Below are 23,970 nucleotides of genomic sequence, written 5' to 3' on the forward strand. Positions count from 1 at the left end.
TCGTGATTTTTGCGAGCTATAACATACAGTACGGCTTCGGTCTCGATGGTAGATACGATCTGGAACGCATCGCCAAGAGTCTCGAAAGCGCCGACGTCATAGCCCTGCAGGAGGTGACGAGAGGCTTCGTCCGGAACGATTATGCCGATATGCCGGCTACTATCGCGGCCCTGTTTCCCGACTATTTCTGGGTCTATGGAGCGGCCTGCGACATTCATGCTGTGGCGCCGGAAGGCCAGGTTTCCCCGCCGCGCGGCACCCGTTTCCAGTTCGGCAACATGGTGCTGTCGCGCTGGCCTATCCTGTCGACGCGGACGCTGCTTCTGCCGCGCAGCCGCACCGTCGACAAGATCAATCTGCAGCGCGGCGCGACGGAAGCCGTTATTGCAATGCCCGATGGTGCTGTCCGCTTCTATTCCGTCCATCTCGACCATGTTTCCATCGACGAGCGCATTGCGCAGCTCCACCATCTCGGCGACCGCATCAATGCGTTCATTCAGGAAGGCGCATCGCTGACCGGAGCCTACGAATTCGGGCTTCCCGAGCCGCCACTGCCGGAGGATTACGTCATCATGGGCGATTTCAACATGGAGCCGGAATCGCCGGAATACTGTATTTTTGCCGGCGCTTTCGACGGCTTTTACGGCCGCACGGCGCGGATCGGCACGCCGATCGATGCCCTTGCGGCGCTCGGGGCCTATACGCCCGGAAGCTATAGCTGGATGGATCCGGAAGATCACGGCAAGCGCATGCATATCGATTACTGTTTCGTCAGCTGCGGCCTCAGGGACCGGTTGAAATCCGCTGTCATCGATACGAATTCCCTGGGTTCCGATCATTTTCCCCTGCGGGTCGAGATCCGCGATTGAAAGGACGCCGCCTTTGGCGCGGCGTCCTTATTCTTATGTCAGGCGACTTTTTTCTGCTGCAGCGCGCCCGGCTGCAGTAGGGTCTCGATATGGGCGACCATGGTGTTGCGGGCGAAAGAGTAGATTTCGCTGCAACCGGTCATCCGGAACCCGAGCTTTTCCTGCAGCCGGAGCGAGGCAGGATTGTCGGCAAAGACACCCGAATGAACCGGGACGTCGGGCATGCGCCGCGAGAAACGCTCCAGCACGGCTTCCGCCGCCTCGCCCATATAGCCGCGCCGCCAGTAGTAGCGGTTCAGCCAGTAGCCGAGGTGCCAGCGACCGTGACGAAGTTCGATCGACACATTGCCGATATGAACGTCGTCACTACCTGTTATCGCCAAAGTCCAGTCCGGCAGGACGCCCGACGTGACCGGAACCAGCCAGTCCAGCGCGTCCTGCCGATCAAAAGGGGCAGGAACGCGGGCCAGCATGCGGGTGACCGCGAAATCGGAAAGCGATTCCGCGATCGCAGGAGCGTCGCTCAGCCTATGCGGGCGAAGCGTCAGCCTTGCCGTTGATATGACCGGCACGGGGCCGGGCACCATGGGATTGATCCTCGGCCTCTGCAGGGGTGCAGCACTCATGAGATTGCCCCCCAGCTTCTCAGCGACATCCAGGTCTTGCGGTCGAGCCGGTACCATTCGACTGGCACGTTGCTGCCGAGCGCCAGCGAAGCGGCAAGGCCGGATCCCTGGAACTGGAAGCCGCACTTCTGGATGACGCGACGCGAAGCAACGTTCATGACCCGGCAGCGCGCGTCGATTTGCTCGACCTGCTGCCGCGTCCTGAATACCATGTCGACGAGGGCGTGGCAGGCTTCGGTCATATAGCCCTGGTTCCAATAGGGCTCGCCCAGCCAGTAACCGATCTCGACGGTCTTCTCGTCGGTATGCGGTTCCACGCCGCAGCAGCCCATAAAGGCACCGTTTTCGGCCTTGGTGATGGCATAGACGCACTTGCCAATCTCGCCATTTCGCGTACGCCAAACAAAGTCGGCGGCATCATTGGCGGTATATGGGTGCGGCATACGCGATACCATGGTGGCGACTTTGGCGTTGTTGGCGAGATGGGCAAGGGCGTCAATGTCTTCTTCGTGGGGCGCGCGCATGACGAGCCTTTCCGATAACAAGACAGGGCAATCGGTCCTTAACCGCTCCGGCCTCAGCCGTTCCATGGGAGACTTTTGGTCCTCCCTGGTCGACCGTGATTGGTCGACCCTTATCATTTCGCCTTGCATGTTCAGTCCTCCTGTTTGGACAAAGAAAAAGGGGAGATGGCGCCCCATCTCCCCTGTTTTCTGGACTGAACCTGGTATGGCCAGCCGGGTCGATGAGACGCCGGCTGTTTTAGAGCGCTACCGGCTTATTCCGCTGCTTCCGCTTTCGGCATTACAGACACGTACACGCGACCATTGGCCTTCGTTCGGTAGTCCACATTGCCTGCCGTAAGCGCAAAAATAGTATGATCCTTGCCGAGGCCGACATTGGCGCCCGGGTGCCACTGCGTACCGCGCTGGCGAACGATGATGTTGCCAGCTACGACGTTCTCGCCGCCAAACTTCTTCACGCCGAGGCGCTTGGAATCGGAATCGCGACCGTTGCGCGAGGAACCGCCAGCTTTTTTATGTGCCATTGGAGTTCTCCTTTAAACCTGAAACCCGTTGATCTTACTTGGCGGCCACGATGTCCGTGATACGGACAACCGTGTGATGCTGGCGATGGCCGCGCGAACGCTTCGAATTCTGACGACGACGCTTCTTGAAGGCGATGACCTTCTTGCCGCGGGTCTGGTCGACGACTTCCGCCTTGACGGAGGCGCCGGTTACGAAGGGCGCACCGATCGCTGCGTCGGCACCTTCGCCGATCACGAGGACTTCGGTGAATTCAATGGAGTCGCCAGCGGTGGCTTCAAGCTTCTCGATGGTCAGCACGTCGTTGGCTGCCACACGGTACTGCTTACCGCCGGTCTTGATGACTGCGAACATTATTTTATCCTTTCATGTTCGATCCAGCTCTCCCCGCAATACGCAGGTGGCTGTCTTCTTATCAGTCGAAGTTAAGCAGAGATTTCAGGGAACTGACCCGGAACTCTTGTCTGCCGGTGAACCCCGCGCGAGCGCGAGGCGGGCAAGGCGCGGAATACTCCGCCCCTATTGCGAAAGCGGGATACGCGAGTGACAAAAAGGTGTCAAGGCAAAAGGATGGAAAAGCTTGAGATTTCGGCTTGCCAGCCTGTCATTTGCTCGTTATGAGAACGCCCGCGCCGAACAAGCGCCGACCAAATATGCGGAGAGGTGGCAGAGTGGTCGAATGCACCGCACTCGAAATGCGGCATGCCTGCAAGGGCATCGTGGGTTCAAATCCCACCCTCTCCGCCATTTTATATCGCCTAAACCCTTGTAATGTAGGTGCTTTTTAACCTAACCCAAACCTGATCCTAGAAGCGATCCTAGCAGGCTATTGCGTCCAGCTTTTTTTCGCCGGGGGTCTCGTGCTGATTCACAACATATCCTAGATATTTGTCAGGGACGTAATGTCCCGAGCGAACTGGGGTATGTCTTGGAAACTCTATTGGCAGCTATGGGGCGGGAAACGCTTCGCTTTATTGTAGTGGAGATCTGGGCTTACTGGCGCAAGCAGCGTCAAGAGCGCAAGTACGAAGCCGACATGGCCGCTTTCAGGGCTGGCGAGGGCAACCTTCGGCGCCTGTCAGCGACGAGGCCCGGTAACGTCGATCAGCGGCGAACCGCCTCCTTCGCTTCTGGCACCAACACCCCGTCAACCAACCACCGCCATTAAAGCAAGCTCGCAAACGGCGTCAGCCGGCGTATCGTCGCCTCCGGCTTCAATACTGGCAACCTTCATGCCATTGAGCGTTTCGCCTTGGCGGGCGAAGAACCGGCCCAGGTCTTCGGCGCGCTGCTTGCCGATGCCGAGAGAGCCCATATAGGCACGTTCCTTCGCCGGGAGGGAAGCAAAGCCGCTTTGCGCCGCCATCTCGGCATTCGCCAAAATGCGGTTCCGGATCATTCGCGAGGCAAGCGTTTTTTTGAAAATCATCCCAGTGCAGCAGGCGGGTCATAAGCGAGAAGCCGACTGTCAGATTGCCCAGGAAGCGCTCGAACACGGCGCCGTGGGCATACCGATGTCACAGATCAAACCTGCGGTGCTCACAACATCCGTTCTGCCTAGCGATCATTTATTCTTCAAGAGCCACATCTTGCCTGCCATGGTAATGCCCTGCGCGGAGGTCTCCGGGGCCGCATCTGCGTCTAGGCTTTGCAGAAAGCCGTAGTCTCGCAATTCGTTCAACGTGGCCGTTGTCAGGAATTTCACCTTGATCGGCCGCTCCTTGAAACGGTCGGTCCTGGCATAGGTGACGGTCGCGTTCAGATGGGTCCACTTGTTGGCGTCCTGGGCGAACAGGTCACCGTCCTTGGCGAGCTTCAACCCCCTGATCTGGGTCGGTGTCAGCGAAACAATCGTCGCCACCACGGTGCCTGTGCTGTTTTTTTCGGTCGTAGTCAAAGTTCGGTCCTTGAATGGTGTAATCGTTTTGAAATGCGGGTCTGTGGCATTCTCTGCAGTCGCCGCTTATCGTTGCGCCGCATCATGGATATGGCAGGCCTGACAGCGGGTTTGCGACCGGCATCTTCGATTTCGACCCAGCACGGGGCGTTGGAAGCCGGCGGTGTAGGCAGCTCTTCGGCATGGGCAGATTGCGGATCGGCGGCAGTTCAATACCAACGAAAAAGGCCAGACATCCGCCTGGCCTTCCATGCCTTCATCACCCATGCCAGTACATCCGTGGTCATGGGGAGTTAAGCCTTAAGCGGCCTGAAGCTGGCCTGCGGACATTTTGCCCGACCTTTGGTCCTGCTCAAGTTGATAGCCAAGCTTCTGACCTTCAACGATTGAGCCCATGCCGGCGCGCTCGACTGCGGAGATGTGAACGAAGACGTCCGCACTGCCGTCGTCAGGCTGAATGAAGCCGAAGCCCTTGGTGGCGTTAAACCATTTAACTGTGCCGGTGGCCATAACAAACCCTTTCATAGCAACGACTAATCTGCCGCCGGGCGACGCACGGCGGTTGTTTCGACTTTTGAGAGGGAAAGTTGATCAAGAAGCGCAAAGCGCAGCAAAAACAAATAACGGCAAACAAAGTATCGATGGCGCTCTATATCCATCATGGGTTATCTCGTCAACCTTTGTTCCTCAAAGTTTTGGATTTGCTACTAAGGGGTGTGTTTCAGCGCCGTTGATCTGGATCTCCTCTAGTCGGCTCCGGAGATCGATATTGCGTTCGCGGGTTGGGTTGTGTGTGCGACCGACAAGATCAGCTTTCTCTTCGAGACGGCAAGCATCCTGACATTTCATCCAGCGTACCCGTAACGGATTTACCCCTCCCCGGTTTCTCTTGAGAAACTATGCAATCATCTGCGGTGGTGCAGCTGTTCAGGGCTTCAAGGCTTCAAGGGCTGTGATCATCGCTCTTCTTCCGTGCAAATTTCGCAACGATTCGAAAAAAGCTTTTCACTCAGAAAATCGACGAGGACGCGGACCTTGGGCGAGAGATGACGGTTAGAGGGCCAGAGCAGGTGGAACTGGGCGGGGCCGTCTATATGGGTATCAAGCACAGTGCGCAGCCTGCCATCGGCCAATGGATCGCGGGCGAGGAAATCCGGCATGCAGCCGATGCCCATTCCGCTGATGGTGGCACCGCGCAGCGCTTCCATGTTGTTGCAGGTCAGCACGGTTCGGGTTCTGATTTCCGGATGGTCGGGCGAGAGGCTGAGCGGCCAGGGCTGCAGTTTTCCGGAGTTGGGAAATCTGAACCGGACGCTGAGATGACCCTCGAGGTCGCGGAGGCAATCCGGGGTTCCGTGTTTATCCAGATAGGCCGGCGCGGCGCACAGCAGGAGCTGAAACGGGCGAAGTGCGCGCGACATCAGTCTCGAATCCGGCAAGGTCCCGCTGCGGATCGCGACATCGACGCCTTCTTCGATCAGATCGACGATCCGGTCGTTGAAGTCGAGATCCAGTTCGATCTCCGGATAGAGCCCAACGAATTCCGGCAGGATCGGCAGGATCAGATGGTAGCTGACGAGGGGTACGCTGACGCGCAATCGTCCCCGAGGAGCCGCAACAGCCTGTGCCAGTGAGGCCTGGGCATCTTCCAGGTCGTCGAGTATGCGCCGGCAGCGCTCGTGAAACAGCCGGCCTTCCTCCGTCAGCCGCAAGCTCCGCGTCGAGCGTTGGAACAGACGAACACCGAGCTGTTGTTCAAGCGCCGTAACGGCCTTGCCGACAGCGGAGGCCGATAGGCCGAGAGCGCGGCCGGCGGCGACGAAACTTCCAAGATCGGCAGTCCTGACAAAGGCCGTGAGGCTACCAAAGGGTTGGTCCATGTAGAGATCCATTCGAGCGATTTCTTCCGTTATATGCGGAACAAACCGTAGGTTATTGATGGATTGTCTGTAATTTATGCTGCTTTCCGCATTCGAAGTCCAGGCGTCTGAACGCCTTCTCACACGCGAGCCTCCCAAGCGCGTCCCACCCTCGAACCAGCGGAAGTCTTATGACCGTTCCCTACAAGCCCAAACCAACCGGCATTGCGGAAAAAATCTTCGTTTTGATTGCCGTCTGCTCCGCGGCTGCGGCCATGCCTCTCACCTTTACCGGTCCCGCCGTGGCCCTGCCGGCGATCAGTGCTGAGCTCGGCGGCAGCCCGATCGCCCATAACTGGGTCACCAATGCCTTCATGCTGACCTTCGGCAGCACATTGATGGCTGCCGGCGCGCTGGCGGACAGCTACGGCCGCAAACGCGTCTTCCTGTGTGGTCTTGCGGCCTTCATCCTGTTTTCCGGCGGGCTGGCCTTTTCGCCTGATATTGTCTGGTTCGACAGCCTTCGCGCGCTCCAGGGCTTCGGCTCGGCTGCGGCCTTTTCCGGCGGAATGGCGTCGCTGGCGCAGGAATTCGACGGGAAGGAGCGGATGCGCGCTTTCAGCCTTGTCGGGGCGAGCTTCGGCGTCGGCCTGGCGTTCGGGCCGATGGCATCAGGTATGATGATCGAGGCTTTCGGCTGGCGGGCGATCTTCGCTCTTGTGCTCGGCCTCAGTATCATTGCCTTCATTCTCGGGGCGATATTCCTGACGGAAACCCGAGATCCCGAGGCCAGCGGGCTCGACTGGCCGGGCGCGATCAGCTTCACGCTAGCCTTGTCGCTTTTCACTTACGGTGTGTTGCGAGCGCCTGAAAGCGGATGGAGCGATGCGCTGACACTTGGACTCGTTCTGGGTTCAATGCTCCTTATGGCCCTCTTCTGTTTCATCGAACGCCTTGTGAAGCGACCGATGCTTGATCTGACGCTTTTCCGGTACCCCCGATTTGTCGGTGTGCAGTTGCTGGCAGCCGCTCCCGCCTATGCTTTCGTTGTGTTGCTCATCCTGTTGCCGGTGCGTTTTGTCGGTGTCGAGCGCCTGAGCGCGGTTGCTGCCGGACAGATGATGATCGCGCTTTCCGGCCCCTTGCTCATCCTGCCCATTGCGGCCGGATTGCTGACCCGGTGGTTGCCGGTAGCGACGATCTGCAGTGTCGGTCTTTTCATTTCCGCGGCCGGTCTCTTCTGGCTCGCGCATATTCCCGTTGGTTCGGATCATGCGGCGCTCATTGCACCGCTGCTGACGATCGGTATCGGTATCAGCCTGCCCTGGGGCCTCATGGATGGGCTCGCGGTCAGCGTCGTGCCCAAGGAACGCGCTGGGATGGCAACCGGGATATTCAGCACGACGCGCGTCGCCGGTGAAGGCGTGGCGCTCGCCATCGTCAGTGCGCTCCTGTCCGGACTGACACAATCCTATCTTGGATCAAGCCATGAGGCGACAATTGCGGCACAGCGATTGGTGACGGGGGATATCAACGGTGCGGGCCAGGCTCTCTCCGGCATGGGCGAACTGGAGCTCATCCATGCCTATAACAATGCATTCAGCCTGCTTTTGTGGCTTCTGACCGGTATTACGATCCTGACGGCGATCGTTATTTTCACCTTCATGGGTCGCGGTACCGGCGAGGCCGACGAAGTGGCTGAAGAAACCATCGCTGCCTGATGATATGAGGGTGGAGGAACGTTTCCACCCTTTTAACTATAGCTACCGAAAAACTACTCTTCCTGATGCAATTTATCCTGCAAAATTACATACCGCAGTAACGACTCCTAAAGTCCCCTTTGCCACTTTATTCCCATCAATATTGCGTTCGCCTATTTACTCGCTGGGGTTTTCTAATGAGTCGTAATCGGGATGATTGGGTCAGCCAGCGGGCATACTCCATCTGGGAAGAAGAAGGCCGGCCGCATGACCGGGGCGAAAGCCACTGGGCACAGGCGCTCCGGGAATTCGAGCAGCTTGAAGCCACCAAGGCATCCGTCGATGGAAGCGATCTCATCGAGAGGCTCAAGGCTGCCGGACGGATTTTGCGGACCTATGACGAGGCGTCCAGCGAGCAGGAAAATCAGAGTGGCCGGCGCAAGGCAGCCAGCCGCCGCCTAGGCTGAAGCCGACGCCGCCGAGGCACTTTTGTGTGTTCAATGCTATGGGCCGCCGCTCATCGAGTCGGCGGCTTACGCTTTTATCAGGCCTGCCTGTCCGAAAATTTATGCGGGCGTTCTTCAGCTCCGACTATTCGTTGAGGCCACGCTGGCCGCGCATCGCAGCTCATTCCAATCCTACTCCGATTACTGTCGAGCGGCCCAGCTGAGGCCGCGCCGGAGAATGAGGGGCATGTAGGGATGGCTGAATTCGGCCGCGACATGGCCAAGTGCGGAATAGAAAACGCGTCCCTCGCCGAAATGCCGCTTGAAGACGACGGGCATCACGACATTGCGCGCGGCAGCATCGTATTGGCCGGTAAAGGTCGTGGCGGCTAGGATCTCGACTGAGGGGTCGTAGTGCAGATAATACTGCTCCGAGTGGTAATCGAAATCCGGAATGCCTTCCATTAGCGGATCATCTTGCCGCGTCACAGCAACCCGGAAGTCGATGATATTGCCGGGATGGGCAACCCAGGTGACGCCGGAGACGTAACGGAAGGGTGCGCTTTCCTTGAAGGAGGTGGCAAGACAGCCATGGTGTCCACCGAGGCCGAGGCCCCCGCGGACAGCTTTGACCAGAGCATCCGCATGCGGCTTTTCCAGCTTCTCGCCGGTAATGACCGGCACCAGAAGATCGGCCCCGGTCAGTTGCGGTGAGCCGAAGATGTCGAGATCATTGGTGATTTCGACTGCAAAGCCGTCCTCGCGCAGCAACTCGCCAACGATGTTGGCGCAGGGTTCCGGCTCGTGGCCCGACCAGCCGCCCCAGACGATGATCGCCTTTCTCATATTTCCTCCCCTGGTTACGAATTAAGCAGGCTTTCGACGGTAACACTATAGCGCAACGGCTCGTCTGCCAGATGTCGCGCGATCTCTTCGACCACTAAAAGACCGAAACGGCAGCGTTCATTGCCGATGACGCCAGCGATATAATGAATGTCTTCGACGTGGAAGCCGTACCGGCGGACCTGCCGGCGACTCGGTGCACGCCGGTTTTCGATGGGGCCGGCAACGCAATCGTCCTGTAAGCAGGCGCATTTCGTATGAAAGACATCTCTAATCTTCTTCTTTTTGCAGATATGTAACCGAGATAACTTTTTACTGACGTGTAACTTGGCTAATGTCCGTGCATCTGTGGCTTGTAAGAGGTGAAATGCATGGCAGGTGAAACGGTTCTTGTGGTCGGTGGCGCTGGTTATATCGGCTCGCATACGTGTCTCGATCTGGCGAACAAGGGCTACACGCCCGTCGTCTTCGATAATTTCTCCAACGGCCATCGCGAATTCGTCAAATGGGGACCGGCGGAAGAGGGCGATATTCGCGATCGCGCCCGGCTCGATGAGGTGCTGGCAAAACACAAGCCGTCGGCAATCCTGCATTTTGCGGCGCTGATCGAAGTCGGTGAGTCGGTCAAGGATCCGGTCTCCTTCTACGAGAACAATGTCATTGGCACGCTGACGCTCTTGTCGGCGGCGCAGGCAGCCGGCATCAATGCGTTCGTCTTCTCTTCCACCTGCGCGACCTATGGTCTGCCGCAGAGCGTGCCGCTCGACGAGACGCACCGTCAGGTGCCGATCAATCCCTACGGACGCACCAAGTACATCGTCGAGCAGGCGCTTGCCGATTACGACCAGTACAAGAGTCTTCGCTCCGTCGTGCTGCGCTATTTCAATGCCGCCGGCGCCGATTTCGAGGGCCGTATCGGCGAATGGCACCAGCCGGAAACGCATGCCATCCCGCTGGCGATCGATGCGGCGCTGGGCCGCCGCCAGGGCTTCAAGGTGTTCGGCAGCGATTATGAGACGCGCGACGGCACCTGCGTGCGCGATTACATCCACGTTTTGGATCTTGCCGATGCGCATGTGCGCGCCGTCGAATATCTCCTGAAGGGTGGAGATTCCGTTGCGCTGAACCTCGGCACCGGCACCGGCACCACGGTGAAGGAATTGCTGGGCGCCATCGAAGACGTTTCCAACAAGCCGTTCCCCGTCGAGTATATCGGTCGTCGTGAAGGCGATTCGCACACACTGGTCGCCAATAACGACAAGGCGCGGGACATACTGGGCTGGGTGCCGCAGTATGATCTCTCGCAGATCATCCAGTCGGCCTGGAACTGGCATGCGAGATCAAATCAGCACTGAACGCGGGCCGAAGCCCAACGTTCTCATCATCACTGCGGATCAATGGCGCGGCGATTGCCTCTCGGCTGTGGGGCACGCCTGCGTCAGGACGCCTGCTGTGGACGCTCTGGCGAAAGAGGGGACGCTCTTCCGGCGGCATTATGCCGGGGCTGCTCCCTGCTCGCCGGCGCGCGCGACACTTTATACCGGCCTCTACCAGATGAACCACCGCGTCTGCCGGAACGGATCGCCGCTCGACCGGCGGTTCGATAATCTGGCGCTGGCGGCAAGGCGGGCAGGTTATGATCCGACGCTGTTCGGCTATACCGATACGGCGCCCGATCCGCGGGAAATGGACGCCAATGATCCACATCTGACGACCTATGAAGGCGTGCTGCCCGGCTTCACAGTTCGCCAGCTCCTGCCCGAACATGAGAGACAGTGGCTTTCCTGGCTGCGCTCGCGCGGTCGCACCGGCGCTGTCAGCCGCGATATCCATATTCCGGTGGGTGCCGCGGCCGGGGAAATTTCCAACGGGGCTCCCGTCTATTCACGCGAAGAGACACAGACGGCCTTCCTGACCGGCGAATTCATCCGCTGGATGGGCGAGCAGGACGCACCGTGGTTCGCGCATATTTCTTTCCTGCGGCCGCATCCGCCTTTCTCTGTGCCGGAGCCGTTCAACCGGATGTTCAAACCAGGTGAAGGTCCGGCCTTTGCGCGTGGGACAGACCGCGAAACGGAACAGCGCAGCCATCCCTATCTCGCCTATGCCATGCCGCGTGCTGGCAAGGGCAGTTTCATCCATGGGGCTGAAGGGCCGCTCAGCGACTGGAATGCTGCCGATTTCGATGCTGTCCGGTCGATCTACTATGGCATGATCGCTGAAGTGGACGATCAGCTCGGTCGCATCTGGCAAGCAGTGAAGGATGCCGGTGAATGGGATAACACGATCGTCGTCTTCACCTCCGATCACGCGGAGATGGCGGGCGATCACTGGACGCTCGGAAAAGGCGGCTATTTCGACGGCAGCTATCATATTCCGCTCGTCATCCGAGATCCCAGCGGGGCCGCAGCCGGTGGTATCGTTGATGATTTCACCAGCGCTGCCGATGTGTTCCCTACGCTCTGCGATCGGCTTGGGATCGCGCCTGCTAACGGCATCGACGGGCACTCGCTTGCGCCTTTCCTTGATGGCGGCAAGGCACAGAGGTGGCGGGATGCGGCCTTCTGGGAATTCGATTTCCGCGACATCGCCCATGGCGAAACGGAGCGGCATTTCGGCCTTGGGTCGAACGAATTGAACCTCGCCGTCATCCGGGACAAGCGGTTCAAATACGTGCATTTCGCCGCATTGCCGACGCTGCTCTTCGATCTGGTCACGGATCCGATGGAACTGCGCAACATCGCTGACGATCCGGCCTATGCGTCGGTAAGGCTCGGTTATGCAGAACGGCTGCTGTCGCTTCGGGCGCGGCATCTCGATCAAACGCTTGCCTATACCGAACTGACGGAAAAAGGGCCGGTGACGCACCGGCCCTGATCAGGCTCAGAAGTTTCCGAGGAAATCCCGCTTGCCAACGGGTGCACCCTGGTTGCGCAGGATGGCATGTGCCGTCGTCACGTGGAAATAGAAATTCGGCAATGCGAAGAGGGCGATGTATTCGAGGCCGGGAACAACCGAGCCGTTGCGGCCTGGCACGGTGATATCCTTGACGTCGCTTCCTTCCAGAGCCTCTGAAGAGAAGCCGGCGAGATAGGCTTCGGTTTTCGCCATACGTTCGCGCAATTCGGCGATCGTCGTTTCATTGTCCTCGAATTTAGGCGCTTCGGTTGCCGTCAGGCGGGCGAGCGCAAACTTGGCGCTGTCACTGGCACGCTGGTACTGGCCGGAAAGCGGCAGCATATCCGGTGCCAGCCGCGCGTTTACAAGAATGGCGGGGTCGATCTTCTTTTCCACGGCATAGGCTTCCGCCTTATCGAGATAGGTTTTCAGGCTGGCAATGCCGCGCTGGAACATGGGAACGGTGAGGCGATACATCGAGATGGACATTTGTTCTGTCTCCAAAAATCTTCAAATAAACGGCCGGTGTGCGCAAGCCGTTCTGGGCTCCGACTAGATGGGGATCTCTACGGCTTTCACAATAAGTGTCTGTGACGGTTCCTCTGCCATCATGGCCGGATTGCAACGGGCCGATCACGCCAAATCGCTGTTGGCGACGGCTTCCTCCAGCGATGGTGCCCGAAAACGGCAAAGAGGCTTGACGCCGTTTCGATAAAATGGAATGAATATTCCGCAAAACAAATTTTACGGTTTGTTTGTTCCGTTTTGGCGGAGCTGCCACGGGAGAGGCAGCGCGGGATTGAGGCCTGCGGACGGATGTCCAAGGCCCCGGCGTGAGGAGGGTGCAGCCGGGCACCGCTTTGTGGAGGGAATACACATGAAGAAGTTCATCCTGAGCACCGCAATGGCGCTCGTCCTGTCGACGGCCGCACATGCGGAAACCGTCGGCGTTTCAATGGCCAAGTTCGACGACAACTTCCTGACCGTTCTGCGCAACGGCATGACAGATTATGCGAAGACCTTGAGCGGCGTGACGCTGCAGGTCGAAGACGCACAGAACGACGTTTCCAAGCAGCAGAGTCAGATCCAGAATTTCATCGCTTCCAAGGTCGACGCAATCATCGTCAACCCTGTCGATACCGATGCGACGACGGCAATGTCGAAGCTTGCGGCAGATGCCGGCATTCCGCTGGTTTACGTCAACCGTCAGCCGGTCAATGTCGATACGCTGCCGGACAAGCAGGCTTTCGTCGCATCCAACGAGCAGGAATCCGGCACGCTGGAGACGAAGGAAATCTGCCGCATTCTCGGTGGCAAGGGCAAGGCCGTCGTTATCATGGGCGAGCTTTCCAATCAGGCCGCCCGCATGCGCACCCAGGACGTCCATGACGTCATCAAGACCGACGAGTGCAAGGGCCTGGAAATCGTCGAAGAGCAGACGGCGAACTGGGATCGTACCCAGGGCTCCGACCTGATGACGAACTGGCTGTCCAGCGGCATTGAATTCGATGCCGTCATCTCCAACAACGACGAAATGGCGATCGGCGCCATCCAGGCGTTGAAGGCGGCTGGCAAGGACATGACCAAGGTCGTCGTTGGCGGTGTCGACGCCACGCAGGACGCACTTGCGGCCATGCAGGCAGGCGATCTCGATGTGACGGTGTTCCAGGATGCCGCCGGCCAGGGCAAGGGCTCGCTCGATGCGGCGCTCAAGCTCGCCAAGGGCGAGAAGGTCGAGAAGAAGGTCTACATTCCCTTCCAGCTCGTCACGCCTGACAACGTCAAGGATTTTGTCGCCAAGAACTGAGGCGAACGCCAGGAGGGATGCGGGTAAAGCCCGCGTCCCTTTCACCTGCCCGTATCCGGAGGAGATCTTATGGCCGTCAGCCCGACAACCATGGCTGCCGTTCGCGCGAGCGGTGCAATTCCGAATGCGGAATATCTCTTGAGCGCCGAGGGCGTTCGCAAGGAGTTTCCGGGTGTCGTCGCACTCGATGACGTGCAGTTTCGCCTGAAGCGCGCCTCCGTGCATGCGCTGATGGGTGAAAACGGCGCCGGCAAATCGACATTGATGAAGATCCTCGCTGGCATCTATACGCCCGACAAAGGCGAGATTCGGCTGAAAGGGGTCGAAATCCAGCTGAACTCTCCGCTCGACGCGCTGGAAAACGGTATCGCGATGATCCATCAGGAGCTGAACCTGATGCCGTTCATGACGGTGGCTGAAAATATCTGGATACGCCGCGAACCGAAGAACCGTTTCGGTTTCGTCGATCACGGCCGGATGCACCGCATGACCGAGGAGCTTTTTGCCCGGCTCAATATTGCGATCGATCCCGAGATCGAAGTCCGATACCTCTCCGTCGCCAGCCGGCAAATGGTCGAGATTGCCAAGGCGGTTTCCTATAATTCCGACGTGCTCATCATGGACGAGCCGACTTCGGCGCTGACGGAGCGTGAAGTCGAGCATCTTTTCCGCATCATCCGCGATCTCAGAGCCCAGGGCATCGGCATCGTCTACATCACCCACAAGATGAACGAGCTCTTCGAGATCGCCGACGAGTTTTCTGTGTTCCGCGACGGCCGGTATATCGGTACGCACGCCTCGACCGAGGTCACCCGCGACGACATCATCCGTATGATGGTCGGGCGCGAGATCACGCAGATGTTCCCCAAGGAGGAGGTACCGATCGGGGAGGTCGTGCTTTCCGTCAAGGACCTCTGTCTCAACAGGGTCTTCCGCGACGTCTCCTTCGAAGTGAGAGCCGGCGAGATTCTCGGTGTGGCAGGATTGGTCGGCTCCGGGCGTTCGAATGTCGCCGAAACGCTTTTCGGTGTAACGCCGGCAAGCTCCGGCACGATCGAGCTCTTTGGCAAGCCCGTGACGATTTCTTCGCCGACTGCCGCCATTCGTCACCAAATGGCGTTCCTGACCGAGGATCGGAAAGATACGGGCTGCCTGCTGATCCTCGATATTCTCGAGAACATGCAGATCGCTGTCCTGCAGGACAGATACGTCAAGGGCGGTTTCGTGCAACAGCGCGCGGTCGAGGCGACCTGTGAAGACATGGCGAAAAAGCTGCGGGTGAAGACGCCCAACCTTTACGAGCGTGTAGAGAACCTTTCAGGCGGCAATCAGCAGAAGGTGCTGATCGGACGATGGCTGCTCACCAATCCGAAGATCCTGATTCTCGATGAACCGACACGCGGCATCGATGTCGGCGCCAAGGCTGAAATTCACAGGCTGGTCACTGAAATGGCGCGGAACGGCGTCGCAGTCATCATGATCTCGTCGGAAATGCCTGAGGTGCTCGGCATGAGCGACCGCATCATGGTCATGCACGAGGGGCGCGTGACCGGTTTCCTCAATCGCGACGAAGCAACGCAGATCAAGGTGATGGAACTGGCTGCGCAGTGATGCGCTCCAGCACCCGTCCAAGGGAGGTTTGACATGACAACCAAGGCAGCAGAGGGCACGGCTCCGCTCGCAACCCGACAAAGGCGACGACGCATGCCGCCGGAACTGAGCATATTCCTGGTGCTTGTCGGTATCGCGCTCGTGTATGAAATCCTCGGCTGGATCTTCATCGGCCAGAGCTTCCTCGTGAATTCGCAGCGCCTGACGATCATGATCCTGCAGGTCTCCGTCATCGGCATCATCGCCGTCGGCGTCACGCAGGTCATCATCACCGGCGGCATAGATCTTTCGTCGGGCTCGGTCGTCGGCATGACGGCGATGATTGCAACAAGCTTTGCCCAGTCCTCCACCTGGGGAAGGGCCGTCTTTCCCTCGCTGACGGACCTGCCTGCTTTCGTGCCGATCGTCGTAGGCCTGCTGATCGGGGCGACAGCCGGTCTCGTGAACGGCGCGCTCATCGCCTACACGAAGATCCCGCCGTTCATCGCAACGCTTGGAATGTTCGTTTCTGCGAGGGGCGTGGCGAAGTGGTACACGAAGGGACAACCGGTCTCCGGGATCACCGAGCAGTTTCATTTCATCGGAACGAAAGCATGGCCGGTTGTCGTCTTCCTAGTCGTGGCTCTGATATTCCACATTGCGCTCCGCTACACCCGCTATGGGAAGTTCACCTATGCCATCGGCGCCAATCCCCAGGCGGCGCGCGTTTCCGGCATCAATATCGAGGCGCATCTCGTCAAGGTCTATGTGATCGCGGGATTGCTGGCCGGCCTTGCCGGTATCGTCACGGCGGCGCGCGCTGAAACCGCACAGGCGAGCATGGGCGTCGGTTATGAACTCGATGCGATCGCAGCGACCGTCATCGGTGGCACGTCGCTCACCGGCGGCGTCGGGCGAATTACCGGCACTGTCATCGGCACCGTCATTCTCGGAGTAATGACCTCGGGCTTCACCTTCCTGCGCGTCGATGCCTACTATCAGGAGATCGTCAAAGGCGTGATCATCGTCGCTGCCGTCGTGGTCGACGTCTACAGGCAGAAGAAACGGTCCAAGCACTGATCCGAAAAAGGGGCTTCGGCCCCTTTTCACTGACTTAGATATGGAATGCCCGTCGTCACGGCGATGGATCCCCGGTTTCCGATTTTCTCAAGTACCGTGTGAGTTTCTCGCGATCACCCAAAATCATCTCGGGAGGAATCTCCGCCGGGTAGAAGAGGCAGGCTTCCAGTCCTTCCGCGACAGCATCATCTGTTGGCTCCGGGAGTTCTTCCTCATGCATCCGGGCTTCAAAGACGGCGAGAAGGAAGTCGAAGGTTTCGCCTTGTGGTGAGATAAACTTTTTCCGCTCAACTTCGGTCAGATAAGGCACATCCAGAGACACGCCGATCTCTTCGACGATCTCGCGTCGAAAGGCGACCGAGAAATCCTCGCCTTCTTCAACCGTTCCGCCGGGCAGAGCCCAGCCTGCATGCATACCGCTTCGCTTGACCAAGACGATCTCGCCTTTGGCGTTGCTGATGATGCCGATCGCTCCACCCAACGCCCGGCGGGAAAAATGCTTGTGTTTCTGCGCCTGAAAATCGGCCTCCGATAATGGTTGATCGGCGCCGGTCAATCGAACATTCGGGTATTGCCGAGTAAGGCCGTCGAGAATTTCTTGATCCATATTGATGCCTTTGGGATCGTTGGCAAAAAGGGCATTCCGCCGAGATTAGGCCGGCGGAGCGCAAATCACGAAGACATTGCCGATTTCACCACTTTCTGCATCAAGAAATTGCAGTGCATCCATATTGCGCATAGGTGAAAAAATAGGTGGCGCTTTCTGTCAGCTTTTCTATTCTTGCCGCTTCGACCCGCCCGTTCGGGCAGCGCAGGAAGACAAATGCAACTCGTATTCGACGGCCACAACGACGTTCTCCTTCGGCTCTGGACACATGCGAAAGACGGAAGCGATCCGATTGCGGAATTCGCCAACGGCACGACGGCAGGCCATATAGATGCTCCCCGTGCGAAGGCGGGTGGTCTGGCGGGCGGCCTCTGCGCCATCTATATTCCATCGGGCGATCTGGTCTTTGCCGATCCCGATGCGAACGGCCATTACGCGACGCGGCTTGCCGCTCCTCTCGATCCACTGCCGTCGCTTGCGATCGGCACAGAAATGGCAGCGATCGCGCTCAGGCTCGACCGTGCCGGTGCCTGGCGGCTCTGCCGCTCGGTGAAGGACATCCGCAAGGCGATGGCGGAGGGCATTTTCGCTGCCGTCATGCATATCGAAGGCTGCGAGCCGATCGGCGCCGATCTTGCTGCGCTCGAAGTCTTCCATGCGGCCGGCCTGCGCTCGCTCGGCCCAGTCTGGAGCCGCCACAATATTTTCGGCCATGGCGTGCCCTTCGCCTTCCCAAGCTCGCCGGATACGGCGCCTGGCCTGACGGAGGCCGGGTTCGCGCTGGTGCGCGAGTGCAACCGTCTCGGCATCATGATCGACCTCGCCCATATCACCGAAAAGGGTTTCTGGGACGTAGCGAAGACGAGCGACCAGCCGCTCGTGGCAAGCCATTCCAACGTCCATGCGCTGACACCGGTCGCGCGCAACCTCACCGACAGGCAGCTCGATGCGATCCGCGAAAGCCGCGGTCTCGTCGGCGTGAATTATGCCACCGCGATGTTGCGGGCGGACGGCCGTTCCGACGTCGCCACGCCGCTTTCCGACATGGTCAGGCATATCGACTACCTCGTGAACCGGGTCGGAATCGATTGCGTGGCGCTCGGTTCGGACTTCGACGGCGCTACCATTCCGGAGGAAATCGGCGATGCTGCCGGTAATCAAAAGCTGATTGTCGCTCTTCGGCAAGCTGGCTATGGTGGGGAGGAACTAGCGAAGATGGCCAGCGAAAACTGGCTTCGCATCCTGGCTTCGGCGTGGAGGGAAGAGGACGTCTGAAACCAAATAACACTTTGTAATCAATCAAAAACAGGGGAACAGACCATGATGATTACCAAACTGAACCGCAGCTTCCGCCTTCTTTCCGCCGGGGCTGCCCTTTCGCTCCTGATGGTGGCGGCACCTGCTGCCTTTGCAGAGACGCCGAAGGATACGCTCGTCGAAGGTTTTGCCATCGACGATATCATCTCGATGGATCCGGGCGAGGCTTTCGAGCTTTCGACAGCTGAGGTTACCAGCAACACCTATAGTCTGCTCGTTCGTCTCGACATGAACGATACGTCGAAGATCAAGGGCGATCTCGCCGACAGCTGGACCGTTTCCGATGACGGCCTGACTTATACGTTCAAGCTGAAACCGGACCTGAAGTTTGCTTCCGGCAACCCGATCACCGCCGAAGACGTTGCCTGGTCCTTCGAACGCGCCGTCAAGCTCGACAAGAGCCCAGCCTTCATTCTCACCCAATTCGGCCTGACCGGCGACAACGTGACCGAAAAGGCAAAGGCTGTCGATCCGGCCACCTTCACCTTCACCGTCGACAAGCCTTATGCGCCGAGCTTCGTGCTGAATTGCCTGACGGCAACCGTCGCTTCCGTCGTCGACAAGAAGCTGGTTCTCGATCACGTGAAGCCGGTGACCGTCGATGCCGACCACAAGTACGACAACGATTTCGGCAATGAATGGCTGAAGACGGGTTATGCCGGCTCCGGTACCTACAAGCTGCGTGAGTGGCGCGCCAACGAAGTCGTCGTCCTGGAGCGTAACGACAATTATTACGGCGATAAGGCGAAGCTTAACCGCGTCATCTACCGCTACATGAAGGAAAGCTCTGCCCAGCGCCTGGCGCTGGAGGCCGGTGATATCGATATCGCCCGCAACCTCGAGCCTGGTGATCTCGACGCCGTTTCCAAGAATGCGGATCTGGCGACCACCAGCGCACCGAAGAGCACGGTCTATTACGTCAGCCTCAACAGCAAGAACGAGAACCTGAAGAAGCCTGAGGTCCAGGAAGCCTTCAAGTATCTGGTCGATTACGATGCGATCGGCGCAACCCTCATCAAGGGCATCGGCGAGATCCATCAGACTTTCCTGCCGACCGGTCAGCTCGGTGCGCTGAACGACACGCCTTACAAGCTCGACGTCGCCAAGGCGAAGGAATTGCTTGCCAAGGCTGGCCTGCCGGATGGCTTCTCCGTCACTATGGATGTACGCAACACCCAGCCGGTCACCGGCATTGCCGAATCCATCCAGCAGACGCTCGCCCAGGCCGGCGTGAAAATGGAAATCATCCCCGGCGACGGCAAGCAGACGCTGACGAAGTTCCGCGCCCGCACCCACGACATGTATATCGGCCAGTGGGGATCGGACTATTTCGATCCGAACTCAAACGCCGATACTTTTACCTCCAACCCGGACAATTCCGACGCGGGCACGGTGAAGACGCTAGCATGGCGCAATACGTGGGAAGCGCCCGAGCTTGACAAGGAGACGAAGGCTGCCCTGCTCGAGCGTGACGCCGCCAAGCGCGCTGCCATGTATGAGGATGTCCAGAAGAAGTTCCTGGCCAACAGCCCCTTCGTCATCATCTTCCAACAGATCGAAGTGGCCGGCTATCGCAAGAGCCTTAACGACTTCAAGCTGGGGCCTAGCTTCGACACGAACTATGTAGGCCCGATCGCGAAGTGATGAGCCAGCCAGGCTGATCCCGTGAGCATCATTGAAACAAGACAGGAAGCGCGGCCCCGCAAGGGCCGTGCACTCTCCTTTGCGAAGGCGCTGGGGCGCTTCCTCTTCGCCGCCGCTACCACCTATCTCGGTCTTCTGGCCGTCACTTTCTTCATCGGCCGAGTCGTGCCGATCGATCCCGTGCTCGCCATTCTCGGCGATCGCGCGCCGACCCATGTCGTGGAACGTGTTCGCCGGGAGATGGGCTTCGACCTGCCGCTCTACGAACAGTTCTACATCTATCTGAAAGGCATTCTATCGGGCGATTTCGGCAATTCCGTCCTGACCACCAATCCGGTCATGGTCGATATTCGCCGCGTTTTCCCGGCGACTCTGGAGCTTGCCACCGTCGGCACGATCATCGGTTCCATCATCGGCGTGCCGCTTGGCGTGCTCGCCGCCGTTCGGCGCGGCAGCATTGCCGACCAGATCGTGCGTGTCGTCGGTCTTGTCGGCTATTCGGTGCCGATCTTCTGGCTTGCGCTGATTTCGCTCGTCATCTTCTACGCCCAGCTGCGTTGGGTGGCCTTTCCCGGCCGTATCGATATCGTTTATGAATACAGTTTCACGCCGGTCACCGGTTTCTATCTCCTCGACAGCGCGTGGCAGGGGCAGTGGGATGTCTTCTATGACGTCTTCCGCCATATCATCCTGCCGGCCTCGCTGCTTGGCTATTTCTCGCTCGCCTATATCAGCCGCATGACCCGCAGCTTCATGCTGAACGAACTGTCGCAGGAATATGTGGTGGCAGCCCGCGCCAAGGGCCTGTCGGAGACGCGGGTGATCTGGGGCCATGCCTTGCGGAACGCGGCGGTGCCGCTCGTGACCGTCATCGCGCTTTCCTATGCCGGCTTGCTTGAAGGCTCGGTGCTGACGGAGACGGTCTTCTCCTGGCCCGGCATCGGCCTTTACATCACCAACTCGCTGCAAAACGCCGATATGAACGCCGTGCTCGGCGGGACGATCGTCATCGGCACGGTCTTTGTCGGCATCAACCTTATCTCCGATCTTCTCTATCGGATACTCGACCCGAGGACGCGAAACCGATGACGGTTCCGACCACGCCTTCCATGCCCCTGAGCCGCCGCGAGTGGTTGCTGTCCGATCGGCCGCAGTCGCGCATGCAGGCCCGGCTGGGCCGCGCCTATATCACCTGGCGGCAATTTACTGCGAACCGGCTCGCCGTCGTCGGCCTGCTGATCATCGTGGCGCTGCTGTTGATTGCCGCCTTTGCCAATGTCATCGCCACGCACAATCCCGTTGTCGGCGATCTCAGGAATGCGCGCCTGTTGCCGCCCGGCAGCACCGGCTACCTGCTCGGCACCGACGATCAGGGCCGCGACATCTTCTCGCGTCTGGTCTATGGCTCGCGGCTGACGCTGCTCGTCGTGGTGCTGGTCGCCGTCATCTCTGCGCCGGTCGGCCTCATCGTCGGTACGGTATCGGGTTATGCGGGCGGATGGGTGGATGCGACGCTGATGCGCATCACCGATATTTTCCTTGCCTTCCCGAAGCTCGTGCTGGCGCTTGCCTTCGTAGCCGCCCTCGGGCCTGGCATCCAGAATGCCATCATCGCCATCGCCATCACCTCCTGGCCGCCTTATGCGCGCATCGCCCGCGCCGAGACGCTGACCGTCCGGCGGTCCGACTATATCTCGGCAGTCAAGCTGATGGGCGCTTCGCCGCTACGAATCATCGTCCGGCACGTCATGCCGCTCTGCATCTCCTCGCTGATCGTGCGGGTGACGCTCGACATGGCGGGCATCATCCTGACAGCGGCCGGCCTCGGTTTCCTTGGTCTCGGCGCACAACCGCCGTTGCCGGAATGGGGTGCGATGATCGCTTCCGGCCGCCGCTTCATCCTCGACCAATGGTGGGTCGCCGCCATGCCCGGCATCGCCATCCTCGTCGTCAGCCTCGGCTTCAACCTTCTGGGCGACGGCCTGCGCGATGCGCTCGATCCGAAGGAGGCCGGCCAATGAGTTTGCTTCTGACCGTCGACAACCTGCGCGTCAGCTATCCGACCCGCACTGGCGTCATCGAGGCCGTGCGCGGCGTCTCCTTCACGCTCGGCAAGGAGCGTCTCGGCATCGTCGGCGAATCTGGCTCCGGCAAGTCGCAGACCGGCCGCGCCATAATGGGGCTGACGCCGAAACACGCTGTTGTCACCGCCGACACGCTGGATTTTAGTGGCCTCGATCTGACGAGGGCATCGGCCTCGGAGCGGCGCAAGCTGCGCGGAAAACGCATCGCCATGATCCTGCAGGATCCGAAATATTCGCTCGATCCCGTCATGACCATTGGCAAGCAGATCTGCGAGACGCTACGCACGCATGAGAGGGTCGGCAGAGGTGAGGCACGAGACCGCGCGCTCAACATGCTGGAAGCGGTGCAGATCCGCGATCCCAAGCGTGTGTTCGATCTCTATCCGCATGAGGTTTCGGGCGGCATGGGCCAGCGCGCAATGATCGCCATGATGCTGATCGCCGGGCCGGAGCTTTTGATCGCCGACGAGCCTACTTCGGCGCTCGACGTTACGGTTCAGCTCGATGTGCTCAGGATCATGGATCGGCTGGTGTCCGAACGCGGCATGGGGCTGATCTTCGTTTCCCATGATCTGAGGCTCGTCTCCTCTTTCTGCGACCGCGTCATCGTCATGTATGCCGGCCGCATCGTTGAAGAGATAGCCGCGTCCGAGCTTCACAATGCGAAGCATCCCTATACGCAGGGCTTGCTCAATTGCATGCCGCAGATCGGCGAAAACCGCCATCCTTTGCCGGTTCTCGACCGCAAGCCGGAGTGGGCAGCATGAGCACAGCTCTATCCGTCGACCATCTCGGCGTCGTCTACGACCATTTCCATGCCTTGAAGGATGTGAGCGTTTCGATTGAAGGTGGTGAGTCCTTCGGTCTCGTCGGCGAGTCCGGCTCAGGCAAGTCGACGCTGCTGCGGGCCGTTGCCGGGCTTGCACCTGTTAGCGAGGGGGCGATCCACATCGATGGTGAGGTGCTTAAAGGTTCCAAGCGTAGCAAAAGCTTCTACCGAAGCGTGCAGATGGTTTTCCAGGACCCTTATGGCTCTTTGCATCCGCGTCAGACCATCGATCGGCTGCTTCTGGAGCCGCTTGCCATCCACGCTATCGGCGACAGCGAGAAGCGTATAGCCCGCGCGCTCGATGAAGTCGGCCTCGGCAACGGCTTCCGCTTCCGCTATCCGCACCAGCTTTCCGGTGGCCAGCGGCAGCGTGTGGCGATTGCCCGCGCGCTCATCGTCGAACCGTCGATCCTGCTGCTCGATGAGCCGACGTCGGCGCTCGATGCCTCCGTCCAGGCAGAGGTTCTTAATCTTCTGGAGCAGATTCGGCGGGACCGGAAACTCACCTTTGTTATGGTCAGCCACGATCTCGGGGTCATCACCCACATGTGCGAGAGGCTTGCGGTGATGCGCGGCGGTGCCGTCGTTGAACGGTTGACCTCGGCCGAACTTGCCGCCGGGAGCGTTCACGAGGACTATACGCGAAATTTGATGGTGGCCAGCAAAGGTTTCGTGAAAGCTTGAAATCCAGTATTTTCAAGCCTTTGAAAAATCTCGCGCAGCGACGGCGTTAAGGATAATGATTCCCTAAAAGACGACCATTCGACTAGACTATTGACAGCTGCCTTGGTTCTGTCATGATCCCGTTAACGACCGTTAGCTTTCGTG

The 23,970-nt window shown here is 59.1% G+C and carries 26 protein-coding genes and 1 tRNA gene; 15 read left to right on the top strand and 12 right to left on the bottom strand.

The features are described 5' to 3' along the window. Positions 1-2 precede the first annotated feature (2 nt). The gene (locus AC1DUP_RS27305; RefSeq protein WP_113310208.1) at positions 3-869 is read left to right on the top strand and encodes an endonuclease/exonuclease/phosphatase family protein; all 867 of its coding nucleotides are present in this window, start codon (positions 3-5) and stop codon (positions 867-869) included. 38 nt (positions 870-907) lie between these two features. Here AC1DUP_RS27305 and AC1DUP_RS27310 read toward each other — a convergent pair whose 3' ends face one another. The 4 genes from AC1DUP_RS27310 to rplU all read right to left on the bottom strand — a co-directional run bounded on the left by AC1DUP_RS27310 (position 908) and on the right by rplU (position 2,895). Further along, complete coding sequence (locus AC1DUP_RS27310) at positions 908-1,495, bottom strand: GNAT family N-acetyltransferase (protein ID WP_113310207.1); 588 nt, start codon at positions 1,493-1,495, stop codon at positions 908-910. Beyond that, on the bottom strand, positions 1,492-2,148 hold the full coding sequence (locus tag AC1DUP_RS27315) for a GNAT family N-acetyltransferase (RefSeq protein ID WP_113204273.1): 657 nt from the start codon (positions 2,146-2,148) through the stop codon (positions 1,492-1,494). The genes AC1DUP_RS27310 and AC1DUP_RS27315 overlap by 4 nt, the downstream gene beginning before the upstream one ends. A gap of 125 nt (positions 2,149-2,273) precedes the next feature. After that, positions 2,274-2,543, bottom strand: coding sequence for a 50S ribosomal protein L27 (rpmA, locus tag AC1DUP_RS27320; protein ID WP_007824841.1), 270 nt, complete (start codon positions 2,541-2,543; stop codon positions 2,274-2,276). Positions 2,544-2,577: 34 nt separating this feature from the next. Continuing rightward, positions 2,578-2,895: a 50S ribosomal protein L21 gene (rplU, locus tag AC1DUP_RS27325; protein ID WP_037102071.1), complete on the bottom strand. Its 318-nt coding sequence runs from the start codon at positions 2,893-2,895 to the stop codon at positions 2,578-2,580. A gap of 303 nt (positions 2,896-3,198) precedes the next feature. Here rplU and AC1DUP_RS27330 point away from each other — a divergent pair. Next, positions 3,199-3,288, top strand: a tRNA-Ser gene (locus AC1DUP_RS27330). A gap of 400 nt (positions 3,289-3,688) precedes the next feature. Here AC1DUP_RS27330 and AC1DUP_RS27335 read toward each other — a convergent pair. From AC1DUP_RS27335 to AC1DUP_RS27355, 5 genes are all read right to left on the bottom strand, one after another. Then, positions 3,689-3,922, bottom strand: a complete 234-nt coding sequence (locus AC1DUP_RS27335; protein WP_162748646.1) for a hypothetical protein — start codon at positions 3,920-3,922, stop codon at positions 3,689-3,691. 183 nt (positions 3,923-4,105) lie between these two features. After that, positions 4,106-4,393, bottom strand: coding sequence for a hypothetical protein (locus AC1DUP_RS27340; RefSeq protein WP_113300894.1), 288 nt, complete (start codon positions 4,391-4,393; stop codon positions 4,106-4,108). Positions 4,394-4,738: 345 nt separating this feature from the next. Next, positions 4,739-4,948: a cold-shock protein gene (locus tag AC1DUP_RS27345; RefSeq protein WP_113300893.1), complete on the bottom strand. Its 210-nt coding sequence runs from the start codon at positions 4,946-4,948 to the stop codon at positions 4,739-4,741. 23 nt (positions 4,949-4,971) lie between these two features. Next, a complete protein-coding gene (locus tag AC1DUP_RS27350) occupies positions 4,972-5,100 on the bottom strand; it encodes a hypothetical protein (RefSeq protein ID WP_477835805.1) in 129 nt (42 codons plus the stop codon). A gap of 294 nt (positions 5,101-5,394) precedes the next feature. Then, the gene (locus AC1DUP_RS27355) at positions 5,395-6,318 is read right to left on the bottom strand and encodes a LysR family transcriptional regulator (RefSeq protein WP_113300892.1); all 924 of its coding nucleotides are present in this window, start codon (positions 6,316-6,318) and stop codon (positions 5,395-5,397) included. A 170-nt stretch (positions 6,319-6,488) separates the two neighbouring features. Between AC1DUP_RS27355 and AC1DUP_RS27360 the strand changes: the two genes are divergently transcribed. Together AC1DUP_RS27360 and AC1DUP_RS27365 are read left to right on the top strand one after the other, a co-directional pair. Further along, entirely contained in the window at positions 6,489-8,018 is a 1,530-nt protein-coding gene (locus AC1DUP_RS27360; RefSeq protein ID WP_113311982.1) for an MFS transporter, read from the top strand. Positions 8,019-8,194: 176 nt separating this feature from the next. Beyond that, complete coding sequence (locus tag AC1DUP_RS27365) at positions 8,195-8,464, top strand: DUF2934 domain-containing protein (protein WP_113311983.1); 270 nt, start codon at positions 8,195-8,197, stop codon at positions 8,462-8,464. 180 nt (positions 8,465-8,644) lie between these two features. Here AC1DUP_RS27365 and AC1DUP_RS27370 read toward each other — a convergent pair whose 3' ends face one another. Next, entirely contained in the window at positions 8,645-9,289 is a 645-nt protein-coding gene (locus AC1DUP_RS27370) for a ThuA domain-containing protein (protein WP_113300773.1), read from the bottom strand. A gap of 368 nt (positions 9,290-9,657) precedes the next feature. Between AC1DUP_RS27370 and galE the strand changes: the two genes are divergently transcribed. Next, positions 9,658-10,641, top strand: a complete 984-nt coding sequence (gene galE, locus AC1DUP_RS27375) for a UDP-glucose 4-epimerase GalE (protein WP_113311984.1) — start codon at positions 9,658-9,660, stop codon at positions 10,639-10,641. Beyond that, positions 10,619-12,163, top strand: a complete 1,545-nt coding sequence (locus AC1DUP_RS27380; RefSeq protein WP_113311985.1) for an alkaline phosphatase family protein — start codon at positions 10,619-10,621, stop codon at positions 12,161-12,163. The genes galE and AC1DUP_RS27380 overlap by 23 nt, the downstream gene beginning before the upstream one ends. A 6-nt stretch (positions 12,164-12,169) precedes the next feature. Here AC1DUP_RS27380 and AC1DUP_RS27385 read toward each other — a convergent pair whose 3' ends face one another. Further along, the gene (locus AC1DUP_RS27385; protein WP_113311986.1) at positions 12,170-12,673 is read right to left on the bottom strand and encodes a DUF1993 domain-containing protein; all 504 of its coding nucleotides are present in this window, start codon (positions 12,671-12,673) and stop codon (positions 12,170-12,172) included. Between the two features lie 388 nt (positions 12,674-13,061). Here AC1DUP_RS27385 and AC1DUP_RS27390 point away from each other — a divergent pair, with 388 nt between their 5' ends. The 3 genes from AC1DUP_RS27390 to AC1DUP_RS27400 all read left to right on the top strand — a co-directional run bounded on the left by AC1DUP_RS27390 (position 13,062) and on the right by AC1DUP_RS27400 (position 16,661). Continuing rightward, on the top strand, positions 13,062-13,991 hold the full coding sequence (locus AC1DUP_RS27390; protein WP_113300768.1) for a sugar ABC transporter substrate-binding protein: 930 nt from the start codon (positions 13,062-13,064) through the stop codon (positions 13,989-13,991). Between the two features lie 69 nt (positions 13,992-14,060). Next, positions 14,061-15,602 carry a sugar ABC transporter ATP-binding protein gene (locus AC1DUP_RS27395; RefSeq protein WP_113300767.1) on the top strand — a complete coding sequence of 514 codons (1,542 nt, stop codon included), beginning with the start codon at positions 14,061-14,063 and terminating at the stop codon, positions 15,600-15,602. A gap of 33 nt (positions 15,603-15,635) precedes the next feature. Then, positions 15,636-16,661: an ABC transporter permease gene (locus AC1DUP_RS27400; RefSeq protein ID WP_113300766.1), complete on the top strand. Its 1,026-nt coding sequence runs from the start codon at positions 15,636-15,638 to the stop codon at positions 16,659-16,661. Positions 16,662-16,716: 55 nt separating this feature from the next. Here AC1DUP_RS27400 and AC1DUP_RS27405 read toward each other — a convergent pair whose 3' ends face one another. Beyond that, the gene (locus AC1DUP_RS27405) at positions 16,717-17,268 is read right to left on the bottom strand and encodes an NUDIX hydrolase (RefSeq protein ID WP_477835812.1); all 552 of its coding nucleotides are present in this window, start codon (positions 17,266-17,268) and stop codon (positions 16,717-16,719) included. A gap of 216 nt (positions 17,269-17,484) precedes the next feature. Here AC1DUP_RS27405 and AC1DUP_RS27410 point away from each other — a divergent pair, with 216 nt between their 5' ends. The 6 genes from AC1DUP_RS27410 to AC1DUP_RS27435 are packed head-to-tail and all read left to right on the top strand — an operon-like array spanning position 17,485 to position 23,826. Next, complete coding sequence (locus AC1DUP_RS27410; protein ID WP_113311987.1) at positions 17,485-18,543, top strand: dipeptidase; 1,059 nt, start codon at positions 17,485-17,487, stop codon at positions 18,541-18,543. A 45-nt stretch (positions 18,544-18,588) separates the two neighbouring features. Then, positions 18,589-20,229, top strand: coding sequence for an ABC transporter substrate-binding protein (locus AC1DUP_RS27415; protein ID WP_113300763.1), 1,641 nt, complete (start codon positions 18,589-18,591; stop codon positions 20,227-20,229). 21 nt (positions 20,230-20,250) lie between these two features. Beyond that, positions 20,251-21,318, top strand: a complete 1,068-nt coding sequence (locus AC1DUP_RS27420; RefSeq protein WP_477835815.1) for an ABC transporter permease — start codon at positions 20,251-20,253, stop codon at positions 21,316-21,318. Further along, the gene (locus AC1DUP_RS27425; RefSeq protein WP_477835817.1) at positions 21,315-22,250 is read left to right on the top strand and encodes an ABC transporter permease; all 936 of its coding nucleotides are present in this window, start codon (positions 21,315-21,317) and stop codon (positions 22,248-22,250) included. The genes AC1DUP_RS27420 and AC1DUP_RS27425 overlap by 4 nt, the downstream gene beginning before the upstream one ends. Beyond that, positions 22,247-23,080, top strand: coding sequence for an ABC transporter ATP-binding protein (locus tag AC1DUP_RS27430; protein ID WP_477835819.1), 834 nt, complete (start codon positions 22,247-22,249; stop codon positions 23,078-23,080). The genes AC1DUP_RS27425 and AC1DUP_RS27430 overlap by 4 nt, the downstream gene beginning before the upstream one ends. Then, entirely contained in the window at positions 23,077-23,826 is a 750-nt protein-coding gene (locus AC1DUP_RS27435; protein WP_477835821.1) for an ABC transporter ATP-binding protein, read from the top strand. Before AC1DUP_RS27430 ends, AC1DUP_RS27435 begins: the two co-directional genes overlap by 4 nt. The last annotated feature ends 144 nt before the right edge of the window (positions 23,827-23,970 follow it).

The sequence above is a fragment of the Rhizobium sp. 01L419 genome (assembly GCF_056400025.1).

What these genes read in the sequence shown, in the direction of transcription:
- AC1DUP_RS27365 (WP_113311983.1), top strand. Translation starts at nt 8,195, where the DNA reads ATGAGTCGTAATCGGGATGATTGGGTCAGCCAGCGGGCATACTCCATC.
- AC1DUP_RS27355 (WP_113300892.1), bottom strand. Translation starts at nt 6,318, where the DNA reads ATGGACCAACCCTTTGGTAGCCTCACGGCCTTTGTCAGGACTGCCGAT.
- AC1DUP_RS27435 (WP_477835821.1), top strand. Translation starts at nt 23,077, where the DNA reads ATGAGCACAGCTCTATCCGTCGACCATCTCGGCGTCGTCTACGACCAT.
- AC1DUP_RS27385 (WP_113311986.1), bottom strand. Translation starts at nt 12,673, where the DNA reads ATGTCCATCTCGATGTATCGCCTCACCGTTCCCATGTTCCAGCGCGGC.
- galE (WP_113311984.1), top strand. Translation starts at nt 9,658, where the DNA reads ATGGCAGGTGAAACGGTTCTTGTGGTCGGTGGCGCTGGTTATATCGGC.
- AC1DUP_RS27345 (WP_113300893.1), bottom strand. Translation starts at nt 4,948, where the DNA reads ATGGCCACCGGCACAGTTAAATGGTTTAACGCCACCAAGGGCTTCGGC.
- AC1DUP_RS27425 (WP_477835817.1), top strand. Translation starts at nt 21,315, where the DNA reads ATGACGGTTCCGACCACGCCTTCCATGCCCCTGAGCCGCCGCGAGTGG.
- AC1DUP_RS27400 (WP_113300766.1), top strand. Translation starts at nt 15,636, where the DNA reads ATGACAACCAAGGCAGCAGAGGGCACGGCTCCGCTCGCAACCCGACAA.
- AC1DUP_RS27390 (WP_113300768.1), top strand. Translation starts at nt 13,062, where the DNA reads ATGAAGAAGTTCATCCTGAGCACCGCAATGGCGCTCGTCCTGTCGACG.
- AC1DUP_RS27350 (WP_477835805.1), bottom strand. Translation starts at nt 5,100, where the DNA reads ATGATGGATATAGAGCGCCATCGATACTTTGTTTGCCGTTATTTGTTT.
- AC1DUP_RS27430 (WP_477835819.1), top strand. Translation starts at nt 22,247, where the DNA reads ATGAGTTTGCTTCTGACCGTCGACAACCTGCGCGTCAGCTATCCGACC.
- AC1DUP_RS27315 (WP_113204273.1), bottom strand. Translation starts at nt 2,148, where the DNA reads ATGCAAGGCGAAATGATAAGGGTCGACCAATCACGGTCGACCAGGGAG.
- rpmA (WP_007824841.1), bottom strand. Translation starts at nt 2,543, where the DNA reads ATGGCACATAAAAAAGCTGGCGGTTCCTCGCGCAACGGTCGCGATTCC.
- AC1DUP_RS27310 (WP_113310207.1), bottom strand. Translation starts at nt 1,495, where the DNA reads ATGAGTGCTGCACCCCTGCAGAGGCCGAGGATCAATCCCATGGTGCCC.
- rplU (WP_037102071.1), bottom strand. Translation starts at nt 2,895, where the DNA reads ATGTTCGCAGTCATCAAGACCGGCGGTAAGCAGTACCGTGTGGCAGCC.
- AC1DUP_RS27370 (WP_113300773.1), bottom strand. Translation starts at nt 9,289, where the DNA reads ATGAGAAAGGCGATCATCGTCTGGGGCGGCTGGTCGGGCCACGAGCCG.
- AC1DUP_RS27395 (WP_113300767.1), top strand. Translation starts at nt 14,061, where the DNA reads ATGGCCGTCAGCCCGACAACCATGGCTGCCGTTCGCGCGAGCGGTGCA.
- AC1DUP_RS27410 (WP_113311987.1), top strand. Translation starts at nt 17,485, where the DNA reads ATGCAACTCGTATTCGACGGCCACAACGACGTTCTCCTTCGGCTCTGG.
- AC1DUP_RS27360 (WP_113311982.1), top strand. Translation starts at nt 6,489, where the DNA reads ATGACCGTTCCCTACAAGCCCAAACCAACCGGCATTGCGGAAAAAATC.
- AC1DUP_RS27380 (WP_113311985.1), top strand. Translation starts at nt 10,619, where the DNA reads ATGCGAGATCAAATCAGCACTGAACGCGGGCCGAAGCCCAACGTTCTC.
- AC1DUP_RS27415 (WP_113300763.1), top strand. Translation starts at nt 18,589, where the DNA reads ATGATGATTACCAAACTGAACCGCAGCTTCCGCCTTCTTTCCGCCGGG.
- AC1DUP_RS27405 (WP_477835812.1), bottom strand. Translation starts at nt 17,268, where the DNA reads ATGGATCAAGAAATTCTCGACGGCCTTACTCGGCAATACCCGAATGTT.